We start from the raw sequence: 22,019 nt of genomic DNA, 5'->3' as shown, positions 1-22,019 counted from the left end.
GCCAGCCATCATTGTCTGACAGGTTGTTTCGATTCAGCTAAATTTGTGGTTATGATAGAGAAAGGAAAACCATTGTCTTCGGCGACCGCTTTAAGTTAGCTTTATCTTTAATCGGTTGCATTAACGAATCCGAATCTCATATTGATCAGGGGTGTAAAAATGGAAACAACCAAGCCTTCATTCCAGGACGTTCTGGAGTTTGTGCGTCTGTTCCGCCGTAAAAACAAGCTGCAGCGTGAAATCCAGGACGTTGAGAAGAAGATCCGTGATAACCAGAAGCGCGTCTTGCTGCTGGATAACCTGAGCGACTACATCAAGCCAGGGATGAGCGTGGAAGCCATTCAGGGCATTATCGCCAGCATGCGTACTGACTATGAAGACCGTGTTGATGACTACATCATCAAAAACGCAGAGCTGTCGAAAGAACGCCGCGAAATCTCCAAAAAACTCAAATCGATGGGCGAACTGAAACAGGTTGAGCCGAAAGCCGAGTAATCGCTACACCCGGTGAGAGGTCGCCCTCTCACCGTTCTTCCACACCGCCCGCCACCATGTTCAACAGATAACTTTTGGGCCAGTGCGCCTGCAATTTTTGCGCGTTGAGCTGCCCGCGAACGCCGTCAACATCATGTTTTGCGCAGTCGAGCAACAGACCGACCACGCTGCCGCTGTGCGCCACGGTGAGGCCGTATAAACCGTAGCGCTCCACAAGCCCCAACAATGCACTGAACTCAGGTTTCGCTAACACCTTCTGGCTGACCACGGCGCTCATCGTTGCCGCCTCGCCCAGTAGCGCCGCGTTACCGTCTGCGCAGGCCTGCTGCACTTTCCGCCATGCACTCTCCAGTACTGGCGCATGCTCCTTAAGCCATTGCTGGCGGGGCAGGCGATGATACGCGGCGGTGGTCAGGGTTAAGGGGCTTTCCAGTAACAGCACATCCAGTTGCGGTAAACCTTTACAGGTAATTTGCGTGCTGGCCGTCTGGTGATCGAATAGCGTCAGGCCGCGAAAAAACGTGCTGTCGGTCGGTTCCAGCCCCACACACAGCGTGGCAAGTTCGTTTATATTGAGCGCCTGTTCAAGGTAGCGAGCGGTCGCCACGGCAGTGGCGGCAATATCGGCGGTACTGCTGGCCATCCCTTTCGCCACAGGAATGGTGGAATAGCAGTCGATACGAATGGTTTGCGTAAGCCGGGGCGGTAACTGCCAGTATGCCAGCAACTGGTTAACCATCGCGCGCATTAACGGGCGTTCATCGCCCCGAGGCGCACCGGTGGTGATTTCGACATGGCTATACCAGTTCACCGGGCAGGAGACCAGTTTCTCACTTCCCAGGATCCAGCCCTGGATAATTTCGCCGCAGGATGCGGGGCACTGCGCCTGCGCCACGATAATGCTTCCTGAAAATAAAAACCGGATAGTGCCACTTTCGGATGTTTAATACCAGTGATGAAAAATAGATTGTCATAGCGCAACAAAATGTTATTTGTGCACGGATAAACTCGAAAACTGTTTTTTACATATTTTCAGGTGCCGCACATATTGGTGTGGCCGGGAAGAGGGTGAAAATCCCTCGCAGCCCCCGCTGCTGTAATGCTGACGACCCCGCAATCACCACTGATCGTAAGATTGGGAAGGGCGGGAGAGGATGACGCTAAGCCAGAAGACCGACCTGAAAGCGTTTACCAACAACTTCGGTGGGAAGTGGGTTGCTGATGCTGCACAGTCGTCAGACTGGGCAGCGGTGCGCCTTTCCCCCGCGACGGGGCTTCAGGAATGTCAAACCGGCGCAGCGCCTTTGTCCTTGCCGCAACCGCCAGCGGCTGTGGGAAAACCACCGTCACGCTGGGGTTGCTTAGCGCCTTATTGCAGCGCGGCCTGCGCGTGCAGCCCTTCAAAGCGGGGCCGGACTATCTCGACACGGCCTGGCATCATGCGGTAAGCGGTGTTGCCTCACGTAATCTCGACAGCTTTATGCTGCCGCAGCCCGTTCTCAATTCCCTTTTTAACCAACATTTTCTTGCAGCCGACGTTGCCGTCATTGAAGGTGTGATGGGGCTTTATGACGGCTACGGCACCGATCCTGGCTATTGCAGTACGGCTGCGCTGGCAAAGCAGCTTGGCGTACCCGTTATTTTGCTCGTCGGCGGCAAAGCGGTATCCACCTCCATTGCTGCCACGGTGATGGGTTTTCAGCATTTCGATCCTGCGCTAACGATAGCCGGAGTTGTTATTAATCGGGTGAATAGCGAAAGCCACTTTCAGTTACTGAAACAAGCTATCGAGCGCTACTGTGCTCTGCCGGTGCTCGGCTATGTGCCGCTCTTTTCCGGCGTTGCCTTGCCGGAGCGCCATCTCGGGCTGGTGGCTGCCCGCGAAACCCACAAGGATGCGCAGTGCTGGCATGAATTCGCCGCCTCTCTGGAGCAGACCGTGGATATCAACCGTTTGCTGAGCCTGTGTGAGAAAGACCCGCTACCGGATACACCTTTACCGCAAATGCTTGCACACGATGCGGGGGCCGGGCTGACGCTGGCGCTGGCCGATGACGACGCGTTCCACTTTTACTACCCTGACAACCTGCTTTTGCTTGAGCGTGCAGGTGTGCGCATTGTACGTTTCAGTCCGCTGCATGACGACACACTACCGGATTGCCAGATGCTATGGCTTGGCGGGGGATACCCGGAGCTGCATGCGCGTGAGCTTTCAGAAAACCGCCCGATGCGGGAGGCCATTCGCCAGGCGCACCGGCGCGGCGTTGCTATCTACGCTGAGTGCGGCGGGTTAATGTACCTCGGCACGACGCTTCGCGATACGGCGGGCCAGCGCTGGCCGATGGCGGATATTATCCCCGGGCACAGTGAAATGGGCCAGCGGCTGACCCGCTTTGGTTATTGCGAAGCCCGCGCGAAGTCGCAGACGCTTCTCGCCGCGCCCGGCGAAACGCTGCGTGGTCACGAATTCCACTACTCAGATTTTACGCCGCAGTGTGACGCAGTGCTGGATTGCCACAAAACCCGCGATGGCGACGTGCTCAAACGCTGGCAGGGCGGCTGGCAGGTGGGCAACACCTTCGCAAGCTACCTGCATCTGCACTTTGCCCAGCGCCCGGAAATGCTCAACCACTGGTTCGCCGCAGCAAGGAGCATGCCATGACGGTGCTGGCATGGTGCGTCGCTTTTTTGCTCGACAGCCTGCTTGGCGATCCGCCCGGCTTGCCGCATCCGGTGCGCTGGATTGGCGCGCTTATCACCTTCACTCAGCGCGCGATACGCAAAACATGTCACAGCGATCTCGCGCTGCGTATCGGCGGCGGCGTCATGTGGCTGGTGGTGGTGGGCGTGAGCTGGTGTGTTGCCTGGAGCGTGCTGGCGCTGGCAGAGCATATCCACCCGTGGTTTGGCTGGTGTGTGGAAGTCGGGATGATTTACACCACCCTGGCCACGCGCTGCCTGGCGGATATGGCGCGCGACGTCGCCACAGCTCTGCGCCAGGGTTCGCTTAAAGAGAGCCGGGAGAAACTCGCGCACATTGTCGGGCGTGATACCTCGCAGCTTCAGCCCGCGCAGATAACCCGCGCCGTCGTTGAAACCGTGGCAGAAAACACCGTTGATGGCGTGATTGCGCCGCTGTTCTTTTTACTGCTCGGCGGTGCGCCGCTGGCTATCGCTTACAAAGCGGTCAATACGCTGGATTCGATGGTCGGTTATAAGCACGAAAAATACCGGGCAATCGGCATGGTCAGCGCGCGGCTTGATGATGTGGCCAATTTTATCCCGGCGCGATTGAGCTGGTTGCTGCTCAGCGCGGCGGCCTGGCTCAGCAGGCAGGATGCGCCAGCGGCACTGCGCATCGGTTTTCGCGACCGGCGCAATCACAGCAGCCCAAACTGCGCCTGGCCGGAAGCGACGGTCGCCGGTGCGCTGGGTGTGCGTCTTGGCGGGCCAAACGACTATTTCGGCGAGCGTGTCGATAAACCCTGGATAGGCGACGCGCGGCGCGCCATTGCGCTTGAGGATATCCCGCGAACGATACGTCTGATGTGGCTGGCGTCGCTGCTTGCTCTGGGGCTGTTTGCACTCACCCATTACGCGCTGGCGGGCGCATAAGGACACATGATGCGTTATATGCAGCAACCTGCGGCCATTGAAGCCAAAAGTTTTCACATCATTGAGGAAGAAATCCAGGCAACCCGGCCCGGTTTTCACTTTGCAGGCCCGCTGCATGCCGCAGTCATCAAGCGGGTGATTCATACAACGGCGGATTTCGACTGGCTCGATATTTTGTGGTTTTCCGACAACGTCCTGCCAGCGCTTTGCGCGGCAATCCGGCGCGGCTGCACGCTGTACACCGACACCACGATGGCGCTGTCGGGGATCAATAAAACCTTGCTGGCGCAATTTGGCGGCGAGGCGCGCTGTTATATCGCCGACCCACGCGTGGTCAGGAAAGCAAAAACCGAAGGCATCACTCGCTCAATGGCCGCCGTTGACCTGGCGCTAACGGAAGAGGGCGAGAAACTCTTTGTGTTCGGCAACGCGCCAACGGCGCTATTTCGCCTGCTGGAGCACAACGTAACAATCAGCGGTGTGGTGGGCGTTCCGGTGGGGTTTGTCGGCGCGGCGGAGTCCAAAGAGGCGCTGATAAAAAGCACGCTACCTGGCATTGCGGCGCGCGGGCGTAAAGGCGGCAGCAACGTGGCGGCGGCCATTATCAATGCGCTGCTCTACCACATGCGGGAGGCGCAATGAGCGAGCAGGCGTTCGACGACCCGGTATGGCATCACGGAAAAGCGCTGCGTAAAGGCTACACCACTGGCTCTTGCGCGACCGCAGCGGCGAAAGTGGCGGCGCTGATGGTGCTGCGCCAGCACCTTATTCACCAGGTATCGATTGTCACGCCTTCGGGAGTGACGCTGCGCCTGAACGTAGAAAACCCGCATATTGAAGGTATGCAGGGCGTGGCCGCCATTCGTAAAGATGGCGGCGATGACGTGGATGCCACGCACGGGATGCTGATTTTTGCCAGGGTGACGCTCACCGATGATGGCGCGATTATGCTGCATGGCGGGCCGGGAATTGGCACCGTTACGCGTAAAGGGATTGGCCTTGCGCCAGGCGAAGCGGCCATCAACCGCACGCCACGCCAGACTATCGAGGCCGCCGTGCGTGAAGTGATAGGCCCGACGCGCGGCGCGCAGGTGGAGATTTTTGCGCCGGAAGGCGAAGCGCGGGCCAAAAAAACCTATAACGGCAGGCTCGGTATCCAGGGCGGTATCTCCATTCTTGGCACCACCGGTATTGTCACGCCGATGTCGGAAGAGAGCTGGAAGCGCTCGCTGGCGCTGGAGCTTGAACAAAAACGGGCCAATGGGCTGGAGCGGGTGATCCTCGTGCCGGGCAATCACGGGGAGCGTTTTGTGCGCGAGCAACTGGGCTGTTGTGGCGAGCAGGTGGTGACGATGAGTAACTTTGTTGGCTACATGATTGAAGAGGCTGTGCGGCTGGGTTTCCGGCAAATTGTGCTGGTCGGCCACCCTGGCAAGCTTATCAAAATCGCCGCCGGTATTTTTCATACCCACAGCCATATCGCCGATGCCCGCATGGAAACGCTGGTGGCCCACCTGGCGCTGCTTGGCGCGCCGTATGCGCTGCTGCTGGCGGTGAGCGAGTGCGACACCACCGAGGCGGCGGCAGAGCACATAGAGGCCGCAGGGTTCAGCCACCTTTTTCCGCACCTGGCGCAGCGGATCTGCCTGCGCATCGAAGAGATGCTGCGCTTCACCCACACGCCACCACAATGCGATGCCATCATGTTCTCTTTTGATAACAAAGTATTAGGCTCAAATCGCCCCGTCGCAGCGATCACGGCGGCGCTGCAATGTTGACCGTCGCCGGGATGGGGCCGGGCAACCTCGCGCTGATGACGCCCCAGGCGCAGGCAGCCGTTGCACAGGCCGAGGTGCTGGTGGGCAGCAAGCGCCACCTGGCACAGTTCCCTGACTTCGCCGGTGAGGCGCGGGTGCTGGATGCCGACATTGCCGGTCTGCTGGCGTGGCTTGAGCGCCAGCGCGGGCGGCAAGTGGTGGTGCTGGCATCCGGCGACCCGCTGTTCTACGGCATTGGCACGCGGCTGGTGGCGCATTTTGGCATCGAACAGCTGCACATCATTCCCGGCATCAGCGCGGTGCAATATCTCTGCGCGCGTTGTGGAATTGATATGAACGATATCTGGCTGACCAGCAGCCATGGCCGCGCCGTGGATTTTGATACCCTGGCGCGAATGCCCAAAGTCGCGATGGTGACCGACGCGCACTGTGGGCCAAAAGCCATTGCTAAGGCGCTGCTTGCGCGGGGTGTCCACGCATGCTGGCTGGTGATTGGCGAAAATCTTGGTATGGACAGCGAGCGCATTCACCGGCTTCGTCCTGCCGATGTTTCGGCGCAATACGCAATGAATGTGGTGGTTATCCTGCATGAAAGATGAGCTGTTTTTGCGGGGCGAGAAGGTCCCGATGACGAAAGAAGCCGTACGGGCGCTGGCATTGTCGAAACTGGCTTTGCACAGAGCAAAGCATTTGATTGATGTTGGCGCAGGCACCGGCAGCGTAGCGATTGAGGCGGCACTTGCCCACCCGCAGCTACAGGTCACGGCAATCGAGCGCAACCCGGCGGCGCTTGGCCTGCTTGAGGAAAATTGCCGGCGGTTTGGCTGCCCACGCATCGAGCGTGTCTTTGGCGTTGCGCCGCTGGTTGTTGAGCAACCGGCCGATGCGGTGTTTATCGGCGGCAGTGGCGGCCATCTTTCGCAACTTATTGACTGGTCGCTGGCGCAGCTTACCCCCGGCGGGCGGCTGGTTATAACTTTTATTTTGCAGGAAAACCTCAACAGCGCGCTGACGCATCTTGCCACCTGCAAGGTGACCGGGCTGGACTGCCAGCAACTTCAGGCCTCCACCCTTACAGCACTCGGGCAGGGGCACTATTTTAAAGCGCAAAATCCTGTCTTTTTAATTGCCTGCGAAAAGGAATCGCACCATGTCTGAAATACCTTCTGTCTGGTTTGTTGGCGCAGGGCCGGGCGATACGGAGCTTATCACCCTGAAAGGCTACCGGTTGTTACAACGGGCGCAGGTGGTCATCTACGCCGGGTCGCTTATCAACACTGAACTTCTGACCTATTGCCCGCCACAGGCGGAGTGCCACGACAGCGCCGGGCTGCACCTGGGCGAGATAATCGCGCTGATGGAGAACGGTGTGAAGGCCGGAAAAACCGTGGTGCGCCTGCAAACCGGCGATGTGTCGCTGTATGGTTCGGTGCGTGAACAGGGCGAGGAACTGACCCGGCGCGGCATTGCCTGGCAGGTGGTGCCTGGCGTCAGCGCGTTTCTCGGCGCGGCGGCAGAGCTGGGAGTGGAGTACACCGTCCCGGAAGTTTCACAAAGTCTGATAATCACCCGCCTGGAAGGGCGCACGCCGGTGCCGCCACGCGAACAGCTGGAGTCGTTCGCCCGCCACCAGACGTCGATGGTTATTTACCTTTCCGTCCAGCGTATTCAGCGGGTTGCAGAGCGCCTGGTTGAAGGCGGCTACCCGCCGGGCACGCCGGTGGCGGTTATCTATAAAGCGACCTGGCCGGAGAGCCAGACGGTGCGCGGCACGCTGGAGGATATCGCCGGGAAGGTGCGCGCTGCCGGTATTCGCAAGACGGCGCTGATTCTGGTCGGCGCGTTTCTGGGCGACGAATATCACTACTCGCGACTCTACGCGGCGGACTTCGGCCATGAATACCGCAAAGCCTGAGTCGATAGCCCTGTTTTGCCTGACGCCGGGCGGTGTGGCGCTGGCAGAGCGACTGCAAGCAGCGGTGCCAGTCACCTGTTTTACCAGCGCCCGTCTGCAAAAAGCAGGCTTTCAGACGTTTAACGGCGGGTTCGCCACGGCGCTGCGCGAGGCATTTACTGATTTCTCTGCCGTGGTGTTTATCGGTGCGGCGGGTATTGCTGTGCGTGTGCTGGCCCCGCTGGTCAATGACAAGTTTCACGATCCGGCCGTTATCGTTATCGATGAGCGTGGTCAGCATGTTATCAGCCTGCTGTCCGGGCATTGCGGCGGGGGCAATGCGCTGGCCCGCCAGCTGGCGGGAGTGCTCGGAGCCACGCCGGTTATCACCACGGCGACCGATGTTAACGAACTGGCGGCGCTGGATATGCTGGCGTTGCAACTTGACGCGCAGATGGCGGATTTTCGCCAGGCGGTAAAAACCATCAACCAGTTGCTGGTAAGCGGTAAGCGTGTCGGTCTTTGGTGCGACGCGCCCTGGCGCGATGAACTGGCCTGCTGCGACACGCGCGGGTTTACGAGCGTGGAAAACCTCTCGCAGCTGCCCGCGCTGGATGCGCTGGTCTGCATTACCACCCGCTGCGCGCTGCCGGAGTTTGCGCTGCCACTGTTTAAGCTCGTCCCCCGGCGGGTTGTGGCGGGGATCGGTTGTCGCCGGGACACCTCTTTTGCACGCTTATCACAGCTTTTGCATCAACAGCTTCAGGCAAATGGGTTCGACCCGCTGGCACTGCGTGCCATCGGCAGCCTGACCCTTAAGCACGACGAAGCAGGCTTACAACAACTGGCGCAACGTCTCAATGTGCCTTTCACGCTCTTTACGCCGGAGATGTTGCGCCAGCATGAGCACCACTTTGCCGCCTCGGAATTTGTCCGGCAAACCACGGGCGTTGGCAGTGTTTCCGGCCCCGCTGCATGGTTGATGAGCCAGGGGCAACTCGTTGGCGAAACCTTTCGCGAACAGGGCGTAACCATCACTTTAGGAGTCGCACACAGATGTTAACCGTAATCGGCATAGGCCCTGGCGCTCAGGCCATGATGACCCTGGAAGCGGTTGAAGCACTTAAGGCTGCGGATATCGTCGTGGGATACAAAACCTACACTCACCTCGTTAAAGCCTTCACCGCTGATAAACAGGTGATCAAGACCGGGATGTGTAAGGAGATAGAACGCTGCCAGGCGGCGATTGAGCTGGCGCAGTCCGGGCACAACGTGGCGCTGGTGAGCAGCGGCGATGCCGGAATTTATGGCATGGCCGGGCTGGTGCTTGAGCTGGTCAGTAAGCAGCAACGGGATGTGGAGGTTCGCCTGGTGCCCGGCATGACCGCCAGTATCGCTGCCGCCGCACTGCTGGGCGCGCCGCTGATGCATGATTTTTGCCATATCAGCCTCAGCGATTTGCTCACTCCCTGGCCGGTTATCGAAAAACGCATCATCGCAGCCGGGGAGGCGGATTTTGTTATCTGTTTCTATAACCCGCGCAGCCGCGGGCGCGAAGGGCATCTGGCGCACGCGTTCCGGCTGCTGGCGGCGAGCAAAAGTGCCGACACACCGGTCGGCGTGGTGAAATCCGCCGGGCGCAAGAAAGAAGAAAAATGGCTGACCACGCTTGGCGAGATGGATTTCACGCCGGTGGACATGACAAGCCTGGTGATTGTCGGTAACCGCGCGACCTATATCAAAGACGGGCTGATGATCACCCCGCGAGGATACGCCGTATGAATGCGAAAGCGGTGCTGGTCATCGGCGGAACCAGCGATGCGCGCCAGATTTGCCAGCAGCTCGACGCAAAAGGCGTGCAGTACACCCTGTCGGTCGCCACCCCTACCGGGCAACAGCTGGCTGGCGGGATACGCGGCCAGGTGCGCTGCGGGCGGCTGGAAACGGCGGATATGGTGCGCTGGCTCAGGCGCAACCAGACCCGCTGGGTGATTGATGCATCGCACCCCTATGCCGTGGAGGTCAGTCGTAACATCGCCCAGGCGTGTGATGAAGCCCGGGTGTTGCTAAGCCGCTACCAGCGCCCGCAGCAGCAGCCGGAGCTGACTCATCCGCTGCTCTTTTATGTAGCGAGCCTCGAAGAGGCCTGTGTTAAAGCACGCGGTCTGGGTGAGCGTATTTTACTGACGACCGGCAGCAAAGATTTGGCACGCTGGCGCGCCGGGCTTACGGGTAAAACGCTGCTGGCGCGGGTGCTGCCGGTTGCTGAAGTCATTGAGCAGTGTACGGCGCTGGGGTTTGGCGTGGGAGAAATTATTGCCCTGTGCGGGCCATTCAGCGCGCAGTTTAACCGCGCATGTTACCAGCAATACCAGATCGAAGTTGTGGTGACGAAAGCCTCCGGCGCGCAGGGCGGATACATGGAAAAAGTGCAGCCCGCGCTTGAAGCCGGCATTCCCTGCATCGTTATTGCCCGCCCCTGTCCCGTGGTGACAGGCGAAGAGTTACTTGAAAGCCTGGAAGCCTTTGCCGAGCGGTTACAGCGCTGGCTGGCAGAAGAGGCCGTGAGGAGAACAGCATGAAAAAGGCCCTTCTGGTGGTGAGCTTTGGTACCAGTTATCACGACACCTGCGAGAAAAATATCACCGCCTGCGAGCGTGAACTGGCGGCCAGCTGCCCGGATCGCACGCTGTTTCGTGCCTGGACCTCCGGCATGATCATTCGCAAGCTGCAACAGCGCGACAACGTGCATATCGACACACCTTTGCAGGCGCTGCAAAAACTGGCCCGTCAGGGCTATGAGGATGTGGCTATTCAGTCGCTGCATATTATCAATGGCGACGAGTATGAAAAAATTGTTCGCGAGGTCAACACACTGCGCCCGCTGTTTAAACGGCTGGTGATAGGCGCGCCGCTGCTAAGCCGTCACGATGATTATCAGGCGCTGATGCAGGCGCTACGTGCGCAGATGCCCGCCGTTGCCCGCACGGAGCGGGTGGTGTTTATGGGCCACGGCACCACGCATCATGCCTTTGCCGCCTACGCATGCCTTGATCATATGATGGTCGCCAGCCACTTTCCGGCGCGGGTCGGCGCGGTGGAAAGTTACCCGGAAATCGACAGGGTGATTGAGACGTTGCGCCAGGAAAACGTGAATGCGGTGCACCTGATGCCGCTGATGCTGGTTGCGGGCGATCACGCGATTAACGATATGGCTTCGGATGATGACGACTCCTGGAAGACCCGGTTCAAACGCGCGGGAATCGACGCTACGCCCTGGTTGCAGGGCCTGGGGGAAAACGCGCAGGTGCGGGCGATGTTCGTTGCCCATCTGCACCAGGCATTAGTTGACGAAAAGGAAGCGGTGGCATGACGGGTAAATTGTATGCCATCAGTACCGGGCCGGGCGCGGCTGATTTACTCACCGTGCGCGCCGCGCGCGTTCTCGCCACGCTGGATGTGCTCTACGCCCCGACCGGGCGCAAAGGCGGCGACAGCCTGGCGTTGTCGATTGTGCGCGAGTATCTCGGTGCGCAGACCCAGGTGTGCTGCTGCCACTTCCCCATGAGCGCCGACAGCGCGGAAAAAGAAGCGGTGTGGGATGAGGTCGCCCTGGCGCTCAAGCGCGACGTTCAGGCTGGCAAGCAGGTGGGTTTTATTACGCTTGGCGATGCGATGTTATTCAGCACCTGGGTGTTTTTACTGCAACGCCTGGGGCAAGCGCCGTGGCTGGAGATTATCCCCGGCGTGACGTCGTTTGCCGCCATTGCCGCACGCACGCAGGTACCGCTGGCGATGGAAAAACAGTCGCTGGCGGTTATCTCCTGCACTGCGCCGCAAGCAGAAATCCGCCAGGCGTTGTTGCAGCATGACAGCCTGGTATTGATGAAAGTCTACGGTCGTTTTGCCCTTATCAAGGCGCTGCTGGCAGAGGCCGGGCTTGTTGAGCACGCGCTGTTGATGGCAGATGCCACGCTCGCGGGCGAGCAGTGCTGGCGCCAGCTTGATGAGGTCAGCGACACGCAGGCGTTGCCCTATTTTTCGACCATCCTGGTCAATAAAAAGTGGGAGAGGCAATGAACGAAGAACAACTTAAACGGCTCTCATTGAGCGGCCTGGCGGCGGCAGTGTTGCTGATGCTGGTGCCGCAGGATGCCTTTGCCATGCATATTATGGAAGGTTTTTTACCGCCGGTCTGGGCGCTGGCCTGGTGGCTGCTGTTTCTGCCCTGCCTGGGGTACGGGCTGGTGTGCCTGCGGCGGATTGTCGCGCAGGATAGCCACCAGAAAGTGCTGCTGGCGCTCTGCGGCGCGTTTATTTTTGTGCTGTCAGCGCTGAAAATGCCTTCCGTGACCGGTAGCTGCTCGCACCCGACCGGCGTGGGTCTGGCGGTTATCTTGTTTGGCCCCGGCGTCGTTGCCATTCTGGGTGCTATCGTGCTGTTGTTCCAGGCGCTATTGCTGGCGCACGGCGGTTTAACCACGCTTGGCGCCAACGGCATATCGATGGCGGTCATTGGCCCGGTGGTGGGTTTTGCTGTGTGGAAGCTCGCCTGTCGCGCCGGTTTTCGCCGTGATATTGCCGTGTTTTTGTGTGCGATGCTGGCGGATCTCGTCACCTATTTTGTCACGTCTGTGCAGTTGGGCATCGCTTTTCCGGACCCGCAAAGCGGTGTCGTCGGCTCATTGAGCAAATTTATGGGTATCTTCTGCCTGACGCAGATCCCGATTGCTGTGGCCGAAGGATTATTGACGGTCATGATTTATGACCAGCTCACGAAACGCCAGCTGATCACCACCGGAGACGTGCGATGAAAAAAACTGTGCTGTTGTTGGCGATGGTGGTGGCGCTGGTGATCCTGCCGTTTTTTATTAATCACGGCGGTGAATATGGCGGTGCCGATGGCGAGGCTGAAAGCCAGATCCAGGCGCTTGCTCCGCAGTACGAACCCTGGTTTCAACCCTTATATGAACCGGCAAGCGGCGAAATCGAAAGCCTGCTGTTTACCCTGCAAGGTTCACTGGGCGCGTCGGTCATTTTTTATATTCTTGGCTATATGAAAGGCAGGCAGCGTGATAGCCAACGGCCTTGACCGACTCAGTTATCAGAGCCGCTGGTACTCGGTCGCGCCTGAGCGTAAATGTGCGCTCTGGCTGGTGATGATGGTGCTGGCCTGCGTTTTACCGCCCGCCGGGCAGGCTGCGTTGCTGTTAGCGCTGGCGCTTTTTACCTGCTGGTTGCTGCGTATTTCGCCGGGTCGCTGGCTGCGTTTTATGGCGCTGCCGATGGGTTTTTTGCTCTGCGGTGTGGTGACTATTCTTTTTAGTCTTACCCGCGAACCCCGGCACTTAGTCGCCGGGATACCGCTCTGCGGCGTGTGGCTGGGCGTTACGCCTGAGGGGCTGGCAACGGCAAATGCCACGCTCTGGCGCAGTCTCGCGTCGCTTGCCGCGACCCTCTGGCTGATGCTTAACCTGCCTTTTGTGCAGCTTATCATCCTGCTTAAACGCGGGCGCGTCCCGCGCCTGCTGACGGAGCAGATCCTGCTGACCTGGCGTTTTATCTTTATTCTGCTCGATGAGGCGGCAGCCATTCACCGGGCGCAGACGTTGCGGTTTGGCTATCGCAGCCTGCCGCTAAGTTACCGCTCGCTCTCTATGCTGGTTGGGCTGTTATTTACCCGCGTGCTGCTGCGCTATAAAGCGATGGCTGTCACGCTTGATATTAAATTGTACCAGGGTGATTTTCACCTGTAAGGAGAGGGGATGCTCGCCACCGAGGGGCTGTGGTTCAGTTACCAGCAAACGCCGGTGCTGAAAGCGGTGACGCTGGATTTTTCCCGCCAGCCGGTTACCGGGCTGGTGGGGGCTAACGGCTGCGGCAAATCGACCCTGTTTATGCATCTCAGCGGGATACTGCGCCCGCAGCAGGGCGCGGTGTTATGGCAGGGAAAAGCGCTGGACTACAGCAAGCGCGGTTTGCTGGCGCTACGCCAGCAGGTTGCCACAGTATTTCAGGACCCCGATCAGCAAATTTTTTATACCGATATCGACAGTGATATCGCTTTTAGCCTGCGCAATCTCGGTGTGGCAGAGGCAGAAATCGCGCGGCGCGTTGATGATGCGCTAACGCTCGTCGATGCGCAGGCCTTTCGCCATCAACCGATTCAGTGCCTCAGCCACGGGCAGAAAAAACGCGTTGCGCTCGCAGGTGCTCTGGTGATGCAGGCGCAATACCTGCTGCTCGATGAGCCTACCGCAGGTCTTGATCCTGGCGGGCGGGCGCAAATGATAAAACTGATTGCACGCATTGTCGCCCAGGGTAATCATGTGGTGATATCCAGCCATGACATTGATTTAATATATGAAGTCTGTGACGTGGTGCATGTGCTGCGCCACGGTGAAGTGCTGAGCAGTGGCGAGCTGACCGCGGTATTCGCCCACAAAGCGTTACTCGATGAGGCCGGGCTTGCGCAGCCGTGGCTGATGAAACTGCACAGCGAGCTGGGGTGGCCGCTGTGTAAAAGCGAAGACGAATTTTTTGCCCGAATGCGGGCGCTGCCGGTTAAGGAGGCGTAATGACGCAGGCGATTATGCTGCAGGGGACCGCCTCAGACGTGGGCAAAAGTGTGCTGGTTGCCGGGCTGTGCCGTATTTTTCACCAGGATGGTTTACGCGTCGCGCCCTTTAAATCACAGAATATGGCGCTCAATTCCGGCATCACGCCAGCGGGTCACGAGATGGGGCGTGCGCAGATTTTTCAGGCGCAAGCGGCAGGTATTACGCCAGATGTGCGGATGAACCCGATACTGCTTAAACCCACCAGCGATCGCAAAGCGCAGGTGGTGCTGATGGGCAAAGTGGCAACGGATATGGACGCCGTGCATTATCACGACTACAAACCGCGCCTGCGCGAGCACGTACGCCAGGCCTGGCAAAGTCTGGCGCAGGAGTATGACGTGCTGGTGCTCGAAGGTGCGGGCAGCCCGGCGGAAATTAACCTGCGGGACAGGGATATCGTCAATATGGGCATGGCGGAAATGGCTACCTGCCCGGTGCTGCTGGTTGCGGATATCGATCGCGGCGGCGTGTTTGCCGCTATCTACGGCACGCTGGCGCTATTGCAGGCACACGAACGCTGGCGGGTGAAAGGCGTGATAATCAATAAGTTTCGCGGCGACGTGGCGCTGCTGACCCCCGGTATCCGGCAGATTGAAGCGCTAACCGGCGTGCCGGTGGTGGGTGTGATGCCGTGGCTGGAGGTGGATCTGGAAGAGGAAGACGGCGTCGCGTTGCAGCGCGTTCACCCTCTGCGTACCGGCGAGCGGGAGATAACCATCGCCGTGGTGCAGCTCCCACATATTGCAAATTTTACCGATTTTAACGCGCTTGCCGCACAACCTGATGTGCACGTGCGCTATGTGCGTAGCGTGGCGCAATTAGAGGGCGCCGACTTGCTAATCCTGCCGGGGAGTAAAAACACGCTCGCGGATTTGTGCTGGCTGCGCGAAAGCGGTCTGGCAAACGCGGTGCTGAAAGCGCATCGCGCGGGCGTGCCGGTATTTGGTATCTGCGGCGGTTATCAGATGCTCGGCGAGACGCTAATCGACGAAGTAGAATCCGGGCTGGGGCAGTTGCCGGGGCTTGGTCTGCTTGATACGCAAACTCGTTTTGCTCACACCAAAACCACCACGCAGGTGACGGCGAGCTTTGCGGATACGCTGCCCGGCTGGCTGGCGGCCTGCGGCGGGCTTACCTTGCACGGTTACGAAATCCATATGGGTGAAACCACATTGCAGGGGGACGCCGCGCCGCCGCTGTGGTTACACAAGGCCGGGGGCCGGGTAGCGGAAGGCGCTATCAGTGATGATGGTCTGGTGTTCGGCACCTATTTGCATGGGTTATTTGATAATGATGAGTTTACCCGTGCGCTGATTAACAGTTTGCGCCAGCGCAAAGGCTTACCGGCGCTGGATAGCGCGCTGAATTATGCCCGCTATAAAGCACAGCAGTTTGATCTGCTTGCCGACGCCATGCGCCAGCATCTGGATATAGAGCGTATCTATCAAATTATGCAGCAACATCAGGAGCCAGTATGTTAACCCTCGTCACCGGCGGCGCGCGCAGCGGTAAAAGCCGCCATGCCGAAACCCTGCTCACGGACGCAAAGCGCGTGCTTTATATCGCGACCTCGCAGGTTCTGGATGACGAGATGGCGGCGCGTATTTCGCACCACCGCGCGCATCGCCCGGCGCACTGGCGCACCGAGGAGCGCTGGCAGGGGCTGGATGAAATCATCACCGCGAATAATGACCCTGAGGAAGCGGTGTTGCTTGAATGTATCACCACGCTTGTCACCAACTGGCTGTTCGCCTGGGGCGAAGGACAGGAGCCTGAGCACTGGGATTATGCCCAACTGGAAGCGCAGGTGCAGCAGGAGGTGGATAAGCTACTGGCCGCGTGTGCCGCGTGCCCTGCGCCGGTGGTGCTGGTGACGAATGAAACAGGTATGGGGATTGTGCCGGAAAACCGCCTGGCCCGGCACTTTCGTGATATTGCCGGGCGGGTGAATCAACAGCTGGCACAGGCGGCGGATAGCGTCTGGCTGGTGGTGTCAGGGATTGGAGTCAAAATCAAATGATCGCACTGTTTCTCGCAACGCTCTCTTTTATTAGCCGTATTCCTGTGCCGGAGCGCTGGATGCACGGGCTGGATGCGGCGGATTATGTCCGCGGTATTGTGACCTTTCCGCTGGTTGGCGTGCTGCTCGGCGCGTTGAGCGGCGGGGTGTTTGTTCTGTTGTTGCCCTGGTGCGGCACGCCGCTGGCGGCGCTCTTTGCCGTGCTGGCGCTGGCATTACTCACCGGCGGTTTCCACCTCGATGGCCTGGCCGATACCTGTGATGGCATCTTCTCCGCCCGGCGTCGTGAGCGGATGCTGGAGATTATGCGTGACAGTCGCCTGGGAACCCACGGCGGCCTGGCGCTGGTATTTGTGCTGGCCGCGAAGATCCTTGTGCTCAGTGAACTCCAGTTGCGGGGCGCGCCGATGATTGCATCTCTGGCGGCGGCCTGTGCTGCCGGGCGCGGCTGTTCGGTGCTGCTGATGTTCAGGCACCGCTATGCGCGCGACGAGGGGCTGGGCAACCTGTTTATCGGTAAAGTGTCCGGGAGAGATACGCTGGTCACGCTACTGATAAGCTTACTGGCGGCAACCGGCTTGCTGGGTATGGCCGGGTTTATCGCGCTGCTGGTAACGGTTGCGTGCGTCTTTGTGCTCGGTCAGCTGCTCAAACGCACCCTCGGCGGGCAAACAGGCGACACGCTGGGCGCGGCAATTGAACTGGGCGAAGTTTTCTTTCTTCTGGCGCTGTTATAAAGAGAAACACAATGCAGACATTAGCAGCACAACTGGCAGCCATCCCCGCACCTGATGCGGCGGCGATGGCGCGGGCGCAACACCATCTTGATGGTTTGATAAAACCTGTCGGCAGCCTCGGGCGCCTGGAGTCGCTGGCGGTACAGCTGGCGGGAATGCCTGGTCTTAACGGGACACCGCAGGTCGGTGAAAAAGCGCTGATTGTGCTCTGTGCCGATCACGGGGTCTGGCACGAAGGTGTGGCGGTTTCGCCGCGAGAAGTCACGGCCATTCAGGCGGGGAATATGCTGCGGGGGAATACCGGCGTCTGTGTTCTGGCAGCGCAGGCTGGCGCGCGCGTGCACGTGCTGGATGTCGGTATTGATGCAGAGCCTGTCGCAGGGCTGGTGAATATGAAACTCGCCCGCGGCAGTGAAAACATCGCCCGTGGCCCGGCGATGAGCATGGACGATGCGCAGGTATTACTGCAAAAAACCATTGATTATGCGCGTGCGCTGGCAGAGCAAGGGGTCACGCTCTTTGGCGTTGGCGAGCTGGGAATGGCGAATACCACACCGGCGGCGGCGATTGTTAGCGTGCTGACCGGCGAAGCGCCGGAAGCGGTCGTGGGACTCGGCGCGAATCTGCCGGAATCGCTGCTGGGGCACAAAGCGCAGGTGGTACGCACCGCGATTGCGCGAAACCAGCCCAACGCGGCCGACGGGCTGGAGGTGCTGGCGAAAGTGGGCGGCTATGATTTGCTGGGTATGACAGGCATCATGCTTGGCGCTGCGTCCTGCGGGCTACCGGTGGTGCTGGATGGCTTTTTGTCTTACGCGTCGGCGCTGGCGGCTTGCCGCATCGCCCCAGCGGTCAAACCCTATCTCATTCCTTCCCATCTTTCTGCGGAAAAAGGCGCGCGTATTGCGCTCACGCACCTGGAGCTGGAGCCGTATCTGAATATGGGGATGCGTTTAGGCGAGGGGAGCGGGGCGGCGCTGGGGATGCAGCTGGTGGATGCCGCCTGCGCTATCTGGCAACAAATGGGCACGCTGGCGCAGAGTAATATTGTGCTGCCGCAGAGCCGTTAAACCTGAGCGTATGCGGGAGCACGCGTGAAAAAATCAAGACTGGCGTATTTTTTGCGCCCGCTGGATACCATGAAACGGCTGGCCGATAAACGCTACCGGGGCATTAAGCTTGATGACCTGCCGCCGCAGCTGCTGAACGCATCAACGCTTCAGGCGGCCGATGTGCTCTTTTGCCGGGGGGATAAGCGCTCTTTTTCCTGGCGCATGATAGCCTACGGATCGTCCGGTCACTATGTCCACGCAGCGATTTATCTGGGTGATGGTCTGGTTGCAGAAGCCACGACAAAAGGCGTGCAGGCCTGCACGCTGGCGGAGTTTACCCGGCGTTATGCTTACGTTGCCGTGACGCGCAGTCCGGGCATTTCGCGAAACCCCACGTTGCAAAATGATGTGCTGCGCTTTTGTGAAAAGCATATCCAGGCCCGGACGCCGTATTCACTGCCCGGCGCGCTGTTATCTCCCTGGCTTGAGTTTTATGAGCTGTGCAAAATGCATTGGCGCTACTCGCCTTTGAAAGCGCGGCCGCCACGCAAAAGCAAGCGCACCTTTTGCTCGCAATTTGTGCTGGATGCGTTTATCGCAGGCGGTGATTTTGCGGTAGAGCATCTCAACAGCGCCGCGCATTCGCCGACGTCGCTTGCCGAGACATACTGCTTTTCGCTGGCAGGCTACTTGTGCGTCTCTGGCGAGCTGGCGTCTCTTGTTGAGGACGATGTGCTGTGGACCGGCGGCGGCTGAGAGCCGTTACTGCCTGTGCATGACCTGAAGCAGCGTATCCAGCAAGCCGGGAAAACGGCTATCCAAATCTTCTCTGCGTAGCGAAATCATATTTTCCCGCCCCTGGGGACGCTGCCAGATAACGCCGCTATCGCGCAGGACGCGCCAGTGATGCGTCATGGTGGATTTTGCGACATCCTGCGGTCGCAGGGCGTTACAACTCAATTCCTTACCGTCAGCCAGCGTGTCGATTATCGCCAGGCGCAAAGGATTACCAAGTGCAAATAAGACATTTTCGAGGCGAAATTGCTCACGTTCAGGGTGGTTCGCGATCATAATACTCCTGTATCGGCGGTAACTGGCGGCCCGTAGCGACAGCCAGCCGGTACTATACGTAAACTGTTTTCTTAAAGCGACCAATCGTAATCATAGCGAAAATAGTTCGAATATACTCGTACAGTTGTACTATCATTGAGGCCGTTAACTCAACAGCGGCTAATCCTGGCCGCGCACTGACAGTCAAATGACTAAGGACGCATTATGCCCCGACCCATCCCCCTCGAACGTTATCGCAACATCGGTATCTCCGCGCATATCGATGCCGGTAAAACCACCACCACTGAGCGCATCCTGTTTTACACCGGAATGAGCCACAAACTGGGTGAAGTACACGATGGCGCGGCAACCACCGACTGGATGGCGCAGGAGCAGGAGCGCGGAATAACCATTACCTCCGCAGCGGTAAGTTGTTTCTGGCCGGGTATGGACAGAGGTTTTGCGCCGCACCGTATCAACATTATCGATACCCCAGGGCATGTGGATTTCACCATTGAGGTGGAGCGTTCCATGCGCGTACTGGATGGCGCGGTGATGGTCTATGACTCGGTTGGCGGCGTGCAGCCACAATCGGAAACCGTGTGGCGTCAGGCGAATAAATATCACGTACCGCGCCTGGCTTTCGTCAACAAAATGGACCGTCCGGGTGCGGATTTTTTCCGCGTGGTGCAGATGATGATTGACCGCCTGAAAGCGAATCCGGTGCCGATTGTTATCCCGATTGGCGCAGAAGAGCACTTCACGGGTGTGGTTGATCTGATAAAAATGCGCGAAATCCTCTGGGATGACAGCACGCAAGGCATGGCATTTACCTATGGGCCGGTGCCGGACGACCTCCAGTCCACAGCGCTGGAGTGGCGCGAAAAAATGGTTTCTGCCGCAGCGGAAGCCAACGATGCGCTGATGGATAAATACCTGGAAACCGGTTCGCTTGACGAAGCCGAAATCATCGCCGGGCTGCGTGCGCGCACGATTGCCGGAGAAATCCAGCCGATGCTGTGCGGCAGCGCTTTTAAAAATAAAGGCGTGCAGCGCATGCTGGATGCGGTGGTCGAACTGATGCCTTCGCCGCTGGATATTCCGGCGATTCAGGGTATTGATGAAAAAGGGCAACCGGCAGAGCGTCATGCAAACGACGACGAACCGTTCTCGGCGCTGGCGTTCAAGTTGATGACCGACCCGTATGTGGGCCAGCTTACCTTTATCCGCGTCTATTCCGGCGTGCTGAAAAAAGGTGACGCGGTTTATAACCCGGTGAAAGGCAAAAAAGAGCGTATCGGGCGTATTGTCCAGATGCATGCCAACGATCGTCACGATGTGGACGAGCTGCGGGCGGGCGATATCGCGGCCTGCGTGGGGCTGAAGGATGTCACCACGGGCGATACGTTAAGCAGCCCGGATGCAGTAATTACGCTTGAGCGGATGGAGTTCCCGGAGCCGGTGATTTCGCTGGCGATCGAGCCAAAAACCAAAGCGGATCAGGAAAAAATGGGCATCGCTTTACAACGGCTGGCGTCTGAAGATCCCTCGTTTCGTCTGCATACTGACGAGGAGTCCGGGCAGACGATCATTTCCGGGATGGGTGAACTGCACCTGGAAATTATCGTCGATCGTATGAAACGTGAGTTCGGCGTGGAGGCGAATATCGGCCGACCACAGGTCACCTACCGAGAAACGCTGCGTAAAACCGTCAGTGATATTGAAGGGAAGTTTGTGCGCCAGTCCGGTGGTAAAGGGCAGTACGGTCATGTGGTGCTGACCCTTACACCGCAAGAGCTGGGCACAGGTTTTATCTTTGAAGATGCGACCAAAGGCGGCGTGGTCCCGCGTGAGTATATTCCTTCGGTGGAAAAAGGCATTCGCGAAGCAATGAACAGCGGCGTGCTGGCGGGTTACCCGGTAGTTGATGTGAAAGCGACGCTAACGTTTGGTTCTTATCATGATGTGGACTCATCGGAAATGGCTTTCCGCATGGCGGCTATTTTTGGCTTCAAAGAGGGGGCGCGTAAAGCAGACCCGGTGATTTTAGAGCCGGTGATGCATGTGGAAGTCGAAACCCCGGAAGAGTACGCCGGTAATATTATGGGCGATCTCTCGTCGCGGCGCGGTATGGTGCAGGGTATGGAAGAGCGCATTGGTAGCCAGGTTATTCGCGCCGATGTGCCGCTGGCGGAAATGTTTGGATACTCCACCACGCTGCGTTCGATGTCGCAGGGGCGCGCGACGTACAGTATGGAGTTTCATCATTACGCAGAAGCCCCGCGTAATGTGGCCGATGAAATCATTGCCCGTCGGGCAAAAGGGTAATTTTTATCTTAACCAGACCCCGCTGCGGCGCTGAGGGATCCGCAGTAATGAGCGGGTAAAAAAAGACAGGCATAGAGTTTTGTGATCTACTGATTGTGCGACCAATTCAGGGAGATCACCTCTATGCCTGCTTACCGAGCATGTCAGAAATTTTTCCGCGATGCTTTATCTCCGTTTCACAAATACCGACAAAATGCCCTGCTGGATGCCACTGTTGCCTTAATCAATGGCGCATCACTGACACTGACCAGCATCGGTCGTTATTTACCCGGCTCTGCTCAGGTTAAAAATAAAATCAAGCGTGTTGATCGCCTGCTCGGTAATGACGCTCTTCATCGCGATATCCCGCTGATTTTCAGAAATATTATTACCATGCTGACAAGTCAGCTATCCCTGTGTGTCCTCGCTGTTGACTGGAGCGGATATCCAT

25 protein-coding genes, 1 pseudogene and 1 riboswitch are annotated in these 22,019 nt (G+C 58.5%); of the genes and pseudogenes, 24 read left to right on the top strand and 2 right to left on the bottom strand.

Annotated elements, in window-relative coordinates; all coding sequences use genetic code 11:
* The first annotated feature begins 159 nt into the window (after positions 1 to 159).
* On the top strand, positions 160 to 495 hold the full coding sequence (locus ACTU3N_RS15340) for a DUF496 family protein (RefSeq protein WP_443086981.1): 336 nt from the start codon (positions 160 to 162) through the stop codon (positions 493 to 495).
* A gap of 28 nt (positions 496 to 523) precedes the next feature.
* Here the strand turns inward: ACTU3N_RS15340 and ACTU3N_RS15335 are convergent, their stop codons facing one another.
* Complete coding sequence (locus ACTU3N_RS15335; RefSeq protein ID WP_443086980.1) at positions 524 to 1,390, bottom strand: GHMP family kinase ATP-binding protein; 867 nt, start codon at positions 1,388 to 1,390, stop codon at positions 524 to 526.
* 122 nt (positions 1,391 to 1,512) lie between these two features.
* Positions 1,513 to 1,691, top strand: a riboswitch (cobalamin riboswitch).
* A gap of 86 nt (positions 1,692 to 1,777) precedes the next feature.
* Here ACTU3N_RS15335 and ACTU3N_RS15330 point away from each other — a divergent pair.
* The 21 genes from ACTU3N_RS15330 to ACTU3N_RS15230 are packed head-to-tail and all read left to right on the top strand — an operon-like array spanning position 1,778 to position 18,967.
* Positions 1,778 to 3,157: a cobyrinate a,c-diamide synthase gene (locus ACTU3N_RS15330; protein WP_443086979.1), complete on the top strand. Its 1,380-nt coding sequence runs from the start codon at positions 1,778 to 1,780 to the stop codon at positions 3,155 to 3,157.
* Complete coding sequence (cbiB, locus tag ACTU3N_RS15325) at positions 3,154 to 4,110, top strand: adenosylcobinamide-phosphate synthase CbiB (RefSeq protein WP_443086978.1); 957 nt, start codon at positions 3,154 to 3,156, stop codon at positions 4,108 to 4,110. The genes ACTU3N_RS15330 and cbiB overlap by 4 nt, the downstream gene beginning before the upstream one ends.
* A 9-nt stretch (positions 4,111 to 4,119) precedes the next feature.
* The gene (locus tag ACTU3N_RS15320) at positions 4,120 to 4,752 is read left to right on the top strand and encodes a cobalt-precorrin-8 methylmutase (RefSeq protein WP_443086989.1); all 633 of its coding nucleotides are present in this window, start codon (positions 4,120 to 4,122) and stop codon (positions 4,750 to 4,752) included.
* Complete coding sequence (gene cbiD / locus ACTU3N_RS15315; RefSeq protein WP_443086977.1) at positions 4,749 to 5,888, top strand: cobalt-precorrin-5B (C(1))-methyltransferase CbiD; 1,140 nt, start codon at positions 4,749 to 4,751, stop codon at positions 5,886 to 5,888. The genes ACTU3N_RS15320 and cbiD overlap by 4 nt, the downstream gene beginning before the upstream one ends.
* Entirely contained in the window at positions 5,882 to 6,487 is a 606-nt protein-coding gene (cbiE, locus tag ACTU3N_RS15310; RefSeq protein WP_443086976.1) for a precorrin-6y C5,15-methyltransferase (decarboxylating) subunit CbiE, read from the top strand. The genes cbiD and cbiE overlap by 7 nt, the downstream gene beginning before the upstream one ends.
* A 28-nt stretch (positions 6,488 to 6,515) precedes the next feature.
* Positions 6,516 to 7,046, top strand: a complete 531-nt coding sequence (locus ACTU3N_RS15305; RefSeq protein ID WP_443086975.1) for a decarboxylating cobalt-precorrin-6B (C(15))-methyltransferase — start codon at positions 6,516 to 6,518, stop codon at positions 7,044 to 7,046.
* Between the two features lies 1 nt (position 7,047).
* Entirely contained in the window at positions 7,048 to 7,803 is a 756-nt protein-coding gene (locus ACTU3N_RS15300) for a cobalt-precorrin-4 methyltransferase (protein ID WP_443086988.1), read from the top strand.
* On the top strand, positions 7,784 to 8,845 hold the full coding sequence (gene cbiG / locus ACTU3N_RS15295; RefSeq protein ID WP_443086974.1) for a cobalt-precorrin 5A hydrolase: 1,062 nt from the start codon (positions 7,784 to 7,786) through the stop codon (positions 8,843 to 8,845). Before ACTU3N_RS15300 ends, cbiG begins: the two co-directional genes overlap by 20 nt.
* Positions 8,839 to 9,564, top strand: a complete 726-nt coding sequence (locus ACTU3N_RS15290; protein WP_443086973.1) for a precorrin-3B C(17)-methyltransferase — start codon at positions 8,839 to 8,841, stop codon at positions 9,562 to 9,564. Before cbiG ends, ACTU3N_RS15290 begins: the two co-directional genes overlap by 7 nt.
* On the top strand, positions 9,561 to 10,364 hold the full coding sequence (locus tag ACTU3N_RS15285) for a cobalt-precorrin-6A reductase (protein WP_443086972.1): 804 nt from the start codon (positions 9,561 to 9,563) through the stop codon (positions 10,362 to 10,364). Before ACTU3N_RS15290 ends, ACTU3N_RS15285 begins: the two co-directional genes overlap by 4 nt.
* A complete protein-coding gene (gene cbiK / locus ACTU3N_RS15280) occupies positions 10,361 to 11,155 on the top strand; it encodes a sirohydrochlorin cobaltochelatase (RefSeq protein WP_443086971.1) in 795 nt (264 codons plus the stop codon). The genes ACTU3N_RS15285 and cbiK overlap by 4 nt, the downstream gene beginning before the upstream one ends.
* Complete coding sequence (locus ACTU3N_RS15275; RefSeq protein ID WP_443086970.1) at positions 11,152 to 11,862, top strand: cobalt-factor II C(20)-methyltransferase; 711 nt, start codon at positions 11,152 to 11,154, stop codon at positions 11,860 to 11,862. The genes cbiK and ACTU3N_RS15275 overlap by 4 nt, the downstream gene beginning before the upstream one ends.
* On the top strand, positions 11,859 to 12,596 hold the full coding sequence (gene cbiM / locus ACTU3N_RS15270; RefSeq protein ID WP_443086969.1) for a cobalt ECF transporter S component CbiM: 738 nt from the start codon (positions 11,859 to 11,861) through the stop codon (positions 12,594 to 12,596). The genes ACTU3N_RS15275 and cbiM overlap by 4 nt, the downstream gene beginning before the upstream one ends.
* Positions 12,593 to 12,874, top strand: coding sequence for an energy-coupling factor ABC transporter substrate-binding protein (locus ACTU3N_RS15265; RefSeq protein ID WP_443086968.1), 282 nt, complete (start codon positions 12,593 to 12,595; stop codon positions 12,872 to 12,874). Before cbiM ends, ACTU3N_RS15265 begins: the two co-directional genes overlap by 4 nt.
* Positions 12,855 to 13,538, top strand: a complete 684-nt coding sequence (locus tag ACTU3N_RS15260; RefSeq protein WP_443086967.1) for an energy-coupling factor ABC transporter transmembrane protein — start codon at positions 12,855 to 12,857, stop codon at positions 13,536 to 13,538. Before ACTU3N_RS15265 ends, ACTU3N_RS15260 begins: the two co-directional genes overlap by 20 nt.
* A gap of 9 nt (positions 13,539 to 13,547) precedes the next feature.
* A complete protein-coding gene (locus tag ACTU3N_RS15255) occupies positions 13,548 to 14,360 on the top strand; it encodes an energy-coupling factor ABC transporter ATP-binding protein (protein WP_443086966.1) in 813 nt (270 codons plus the stop codon).
* Positions 14,360 to 15,883, top strand: coding sequence for a cobyric acid synthase (locus tag ACTU3N_RS15250; protein ID WP_443086965.1), 1,524 nt, complete (start codon positions 14,360 to 14,362; stop codon positions 15,881 to 15,883). Before ACTU3N_RS15255 ends, ACTU3N_RS15250 begins: the two co-directional genes overlap by 1 nt.
* Entirely contained in the window at positions 15,877 to 16,422 is a 546-nt protein-coding gene (cobU, locus tag ACTU3N_RS15245; protein ID WP_443086964.1) for a bifunctional adenosylcobinamide kinase/adenosylcobinamide-phosphate guanylyltransferase, read from the top strand. The genes ACTU3N_RS15250 and cobU overlap by 7 nt, the downstream gene beginning before the upstream one ends.
* A complete protein-coding gene (gene cobS, locus ACTU3N_RS15240) occupies positions 16,419 to 17,159 on the top strand; it encodes an adenosylcobinamide-GDP ribazoletransferase (RefSeq protein WP_443086963.1) in 741 nt (246 codons plus the stop codon). The genes cobU and cobS overlap by 4 nt, the downstream gene beginning before the upstream one ends.
* 11 nt (positions 17,160 to 17,170) lie before the next feature.
* Positions 17,171 to 18,229: a nicotinate-nucleotide--dimethylbenzimidazole phosphoribosyltransferase gene (gene cobT / locus ACTU3N_RS15235; protein ID WP_443086962.1), complete on the top strand. Its 1,059-nt coding sequence runs from the start codon at positions 17,171 to 17,173 to the stop codon at positions 18,227 to 18,229.
* Between the two features lie 24 nt (positions 18,230 to 18,253).
* Positions 18,254 to 18,967, top strand: coding sequence for a hypothetical protein (locus tag ACTU3N_RS15230; RefSeq protein WP_443086961.1), 714 nt, complete (start codon positions 18,254 to 18,256; stop codon positions 18,965 to 18,967).
* 6 nt (positions 18,968 to 18,973) lie between these two features.
* Here ACTU3N_RS15230 and ACTU3N_RS15225 read toward each other — a convergent pair whose 3' ends face one another.
* A complete protein-coding gene (locus ACTU3N_RS15225; RefSeq protein WP_443086960.1) occupies positions 18,974 to 19,282 on the bottom strand; it encodes an ArsR/SmtB family transcription factor in 309 nt (102 codons plus the stop codon).
* A gap of 204 nt (positions 19,283 to 19,486) precedes the next feature.
* Between ACTU3N_RS15225 and fusA the strand changes: the two genes are divergently transcribed.
* Together fusA and ACTU3N_RS15215 are read left to right on the top strand one after the other, a co-directional pair.
* Positions 19,487 to 21,589, top strand: coding sequence for an elongation factor G (gene fusA, locus ACTU3N_RS15220; RefSeq protein WP_443086959.1), 2,103 nt, complete (start codon positions 19,487 to 19,489; stop codon positions 21,587 to 21,589).
* A 123-nt stretch (positions 21,590 to 21,712) separates the two neighbouring features.
* Positions 21,713 to 22,019, top strand: a pseudogene (locus ACTU3N_RS15215) (IS4 family transposase); the annotation flags it as partial.

This window comes from Vagococcus sp. WN89Y (assembly GCF_052220145.1).
In the GTDB taxonomy this organism is placed as follows: Bacteria; Pseudomonadota; Gammaproteobacteria; order Enterobacterales; family Enterobacteriaceae; genus Kosakonia.
This window is presented reverse-complemented; position numbering and strand designations above follow the sequence as displayed.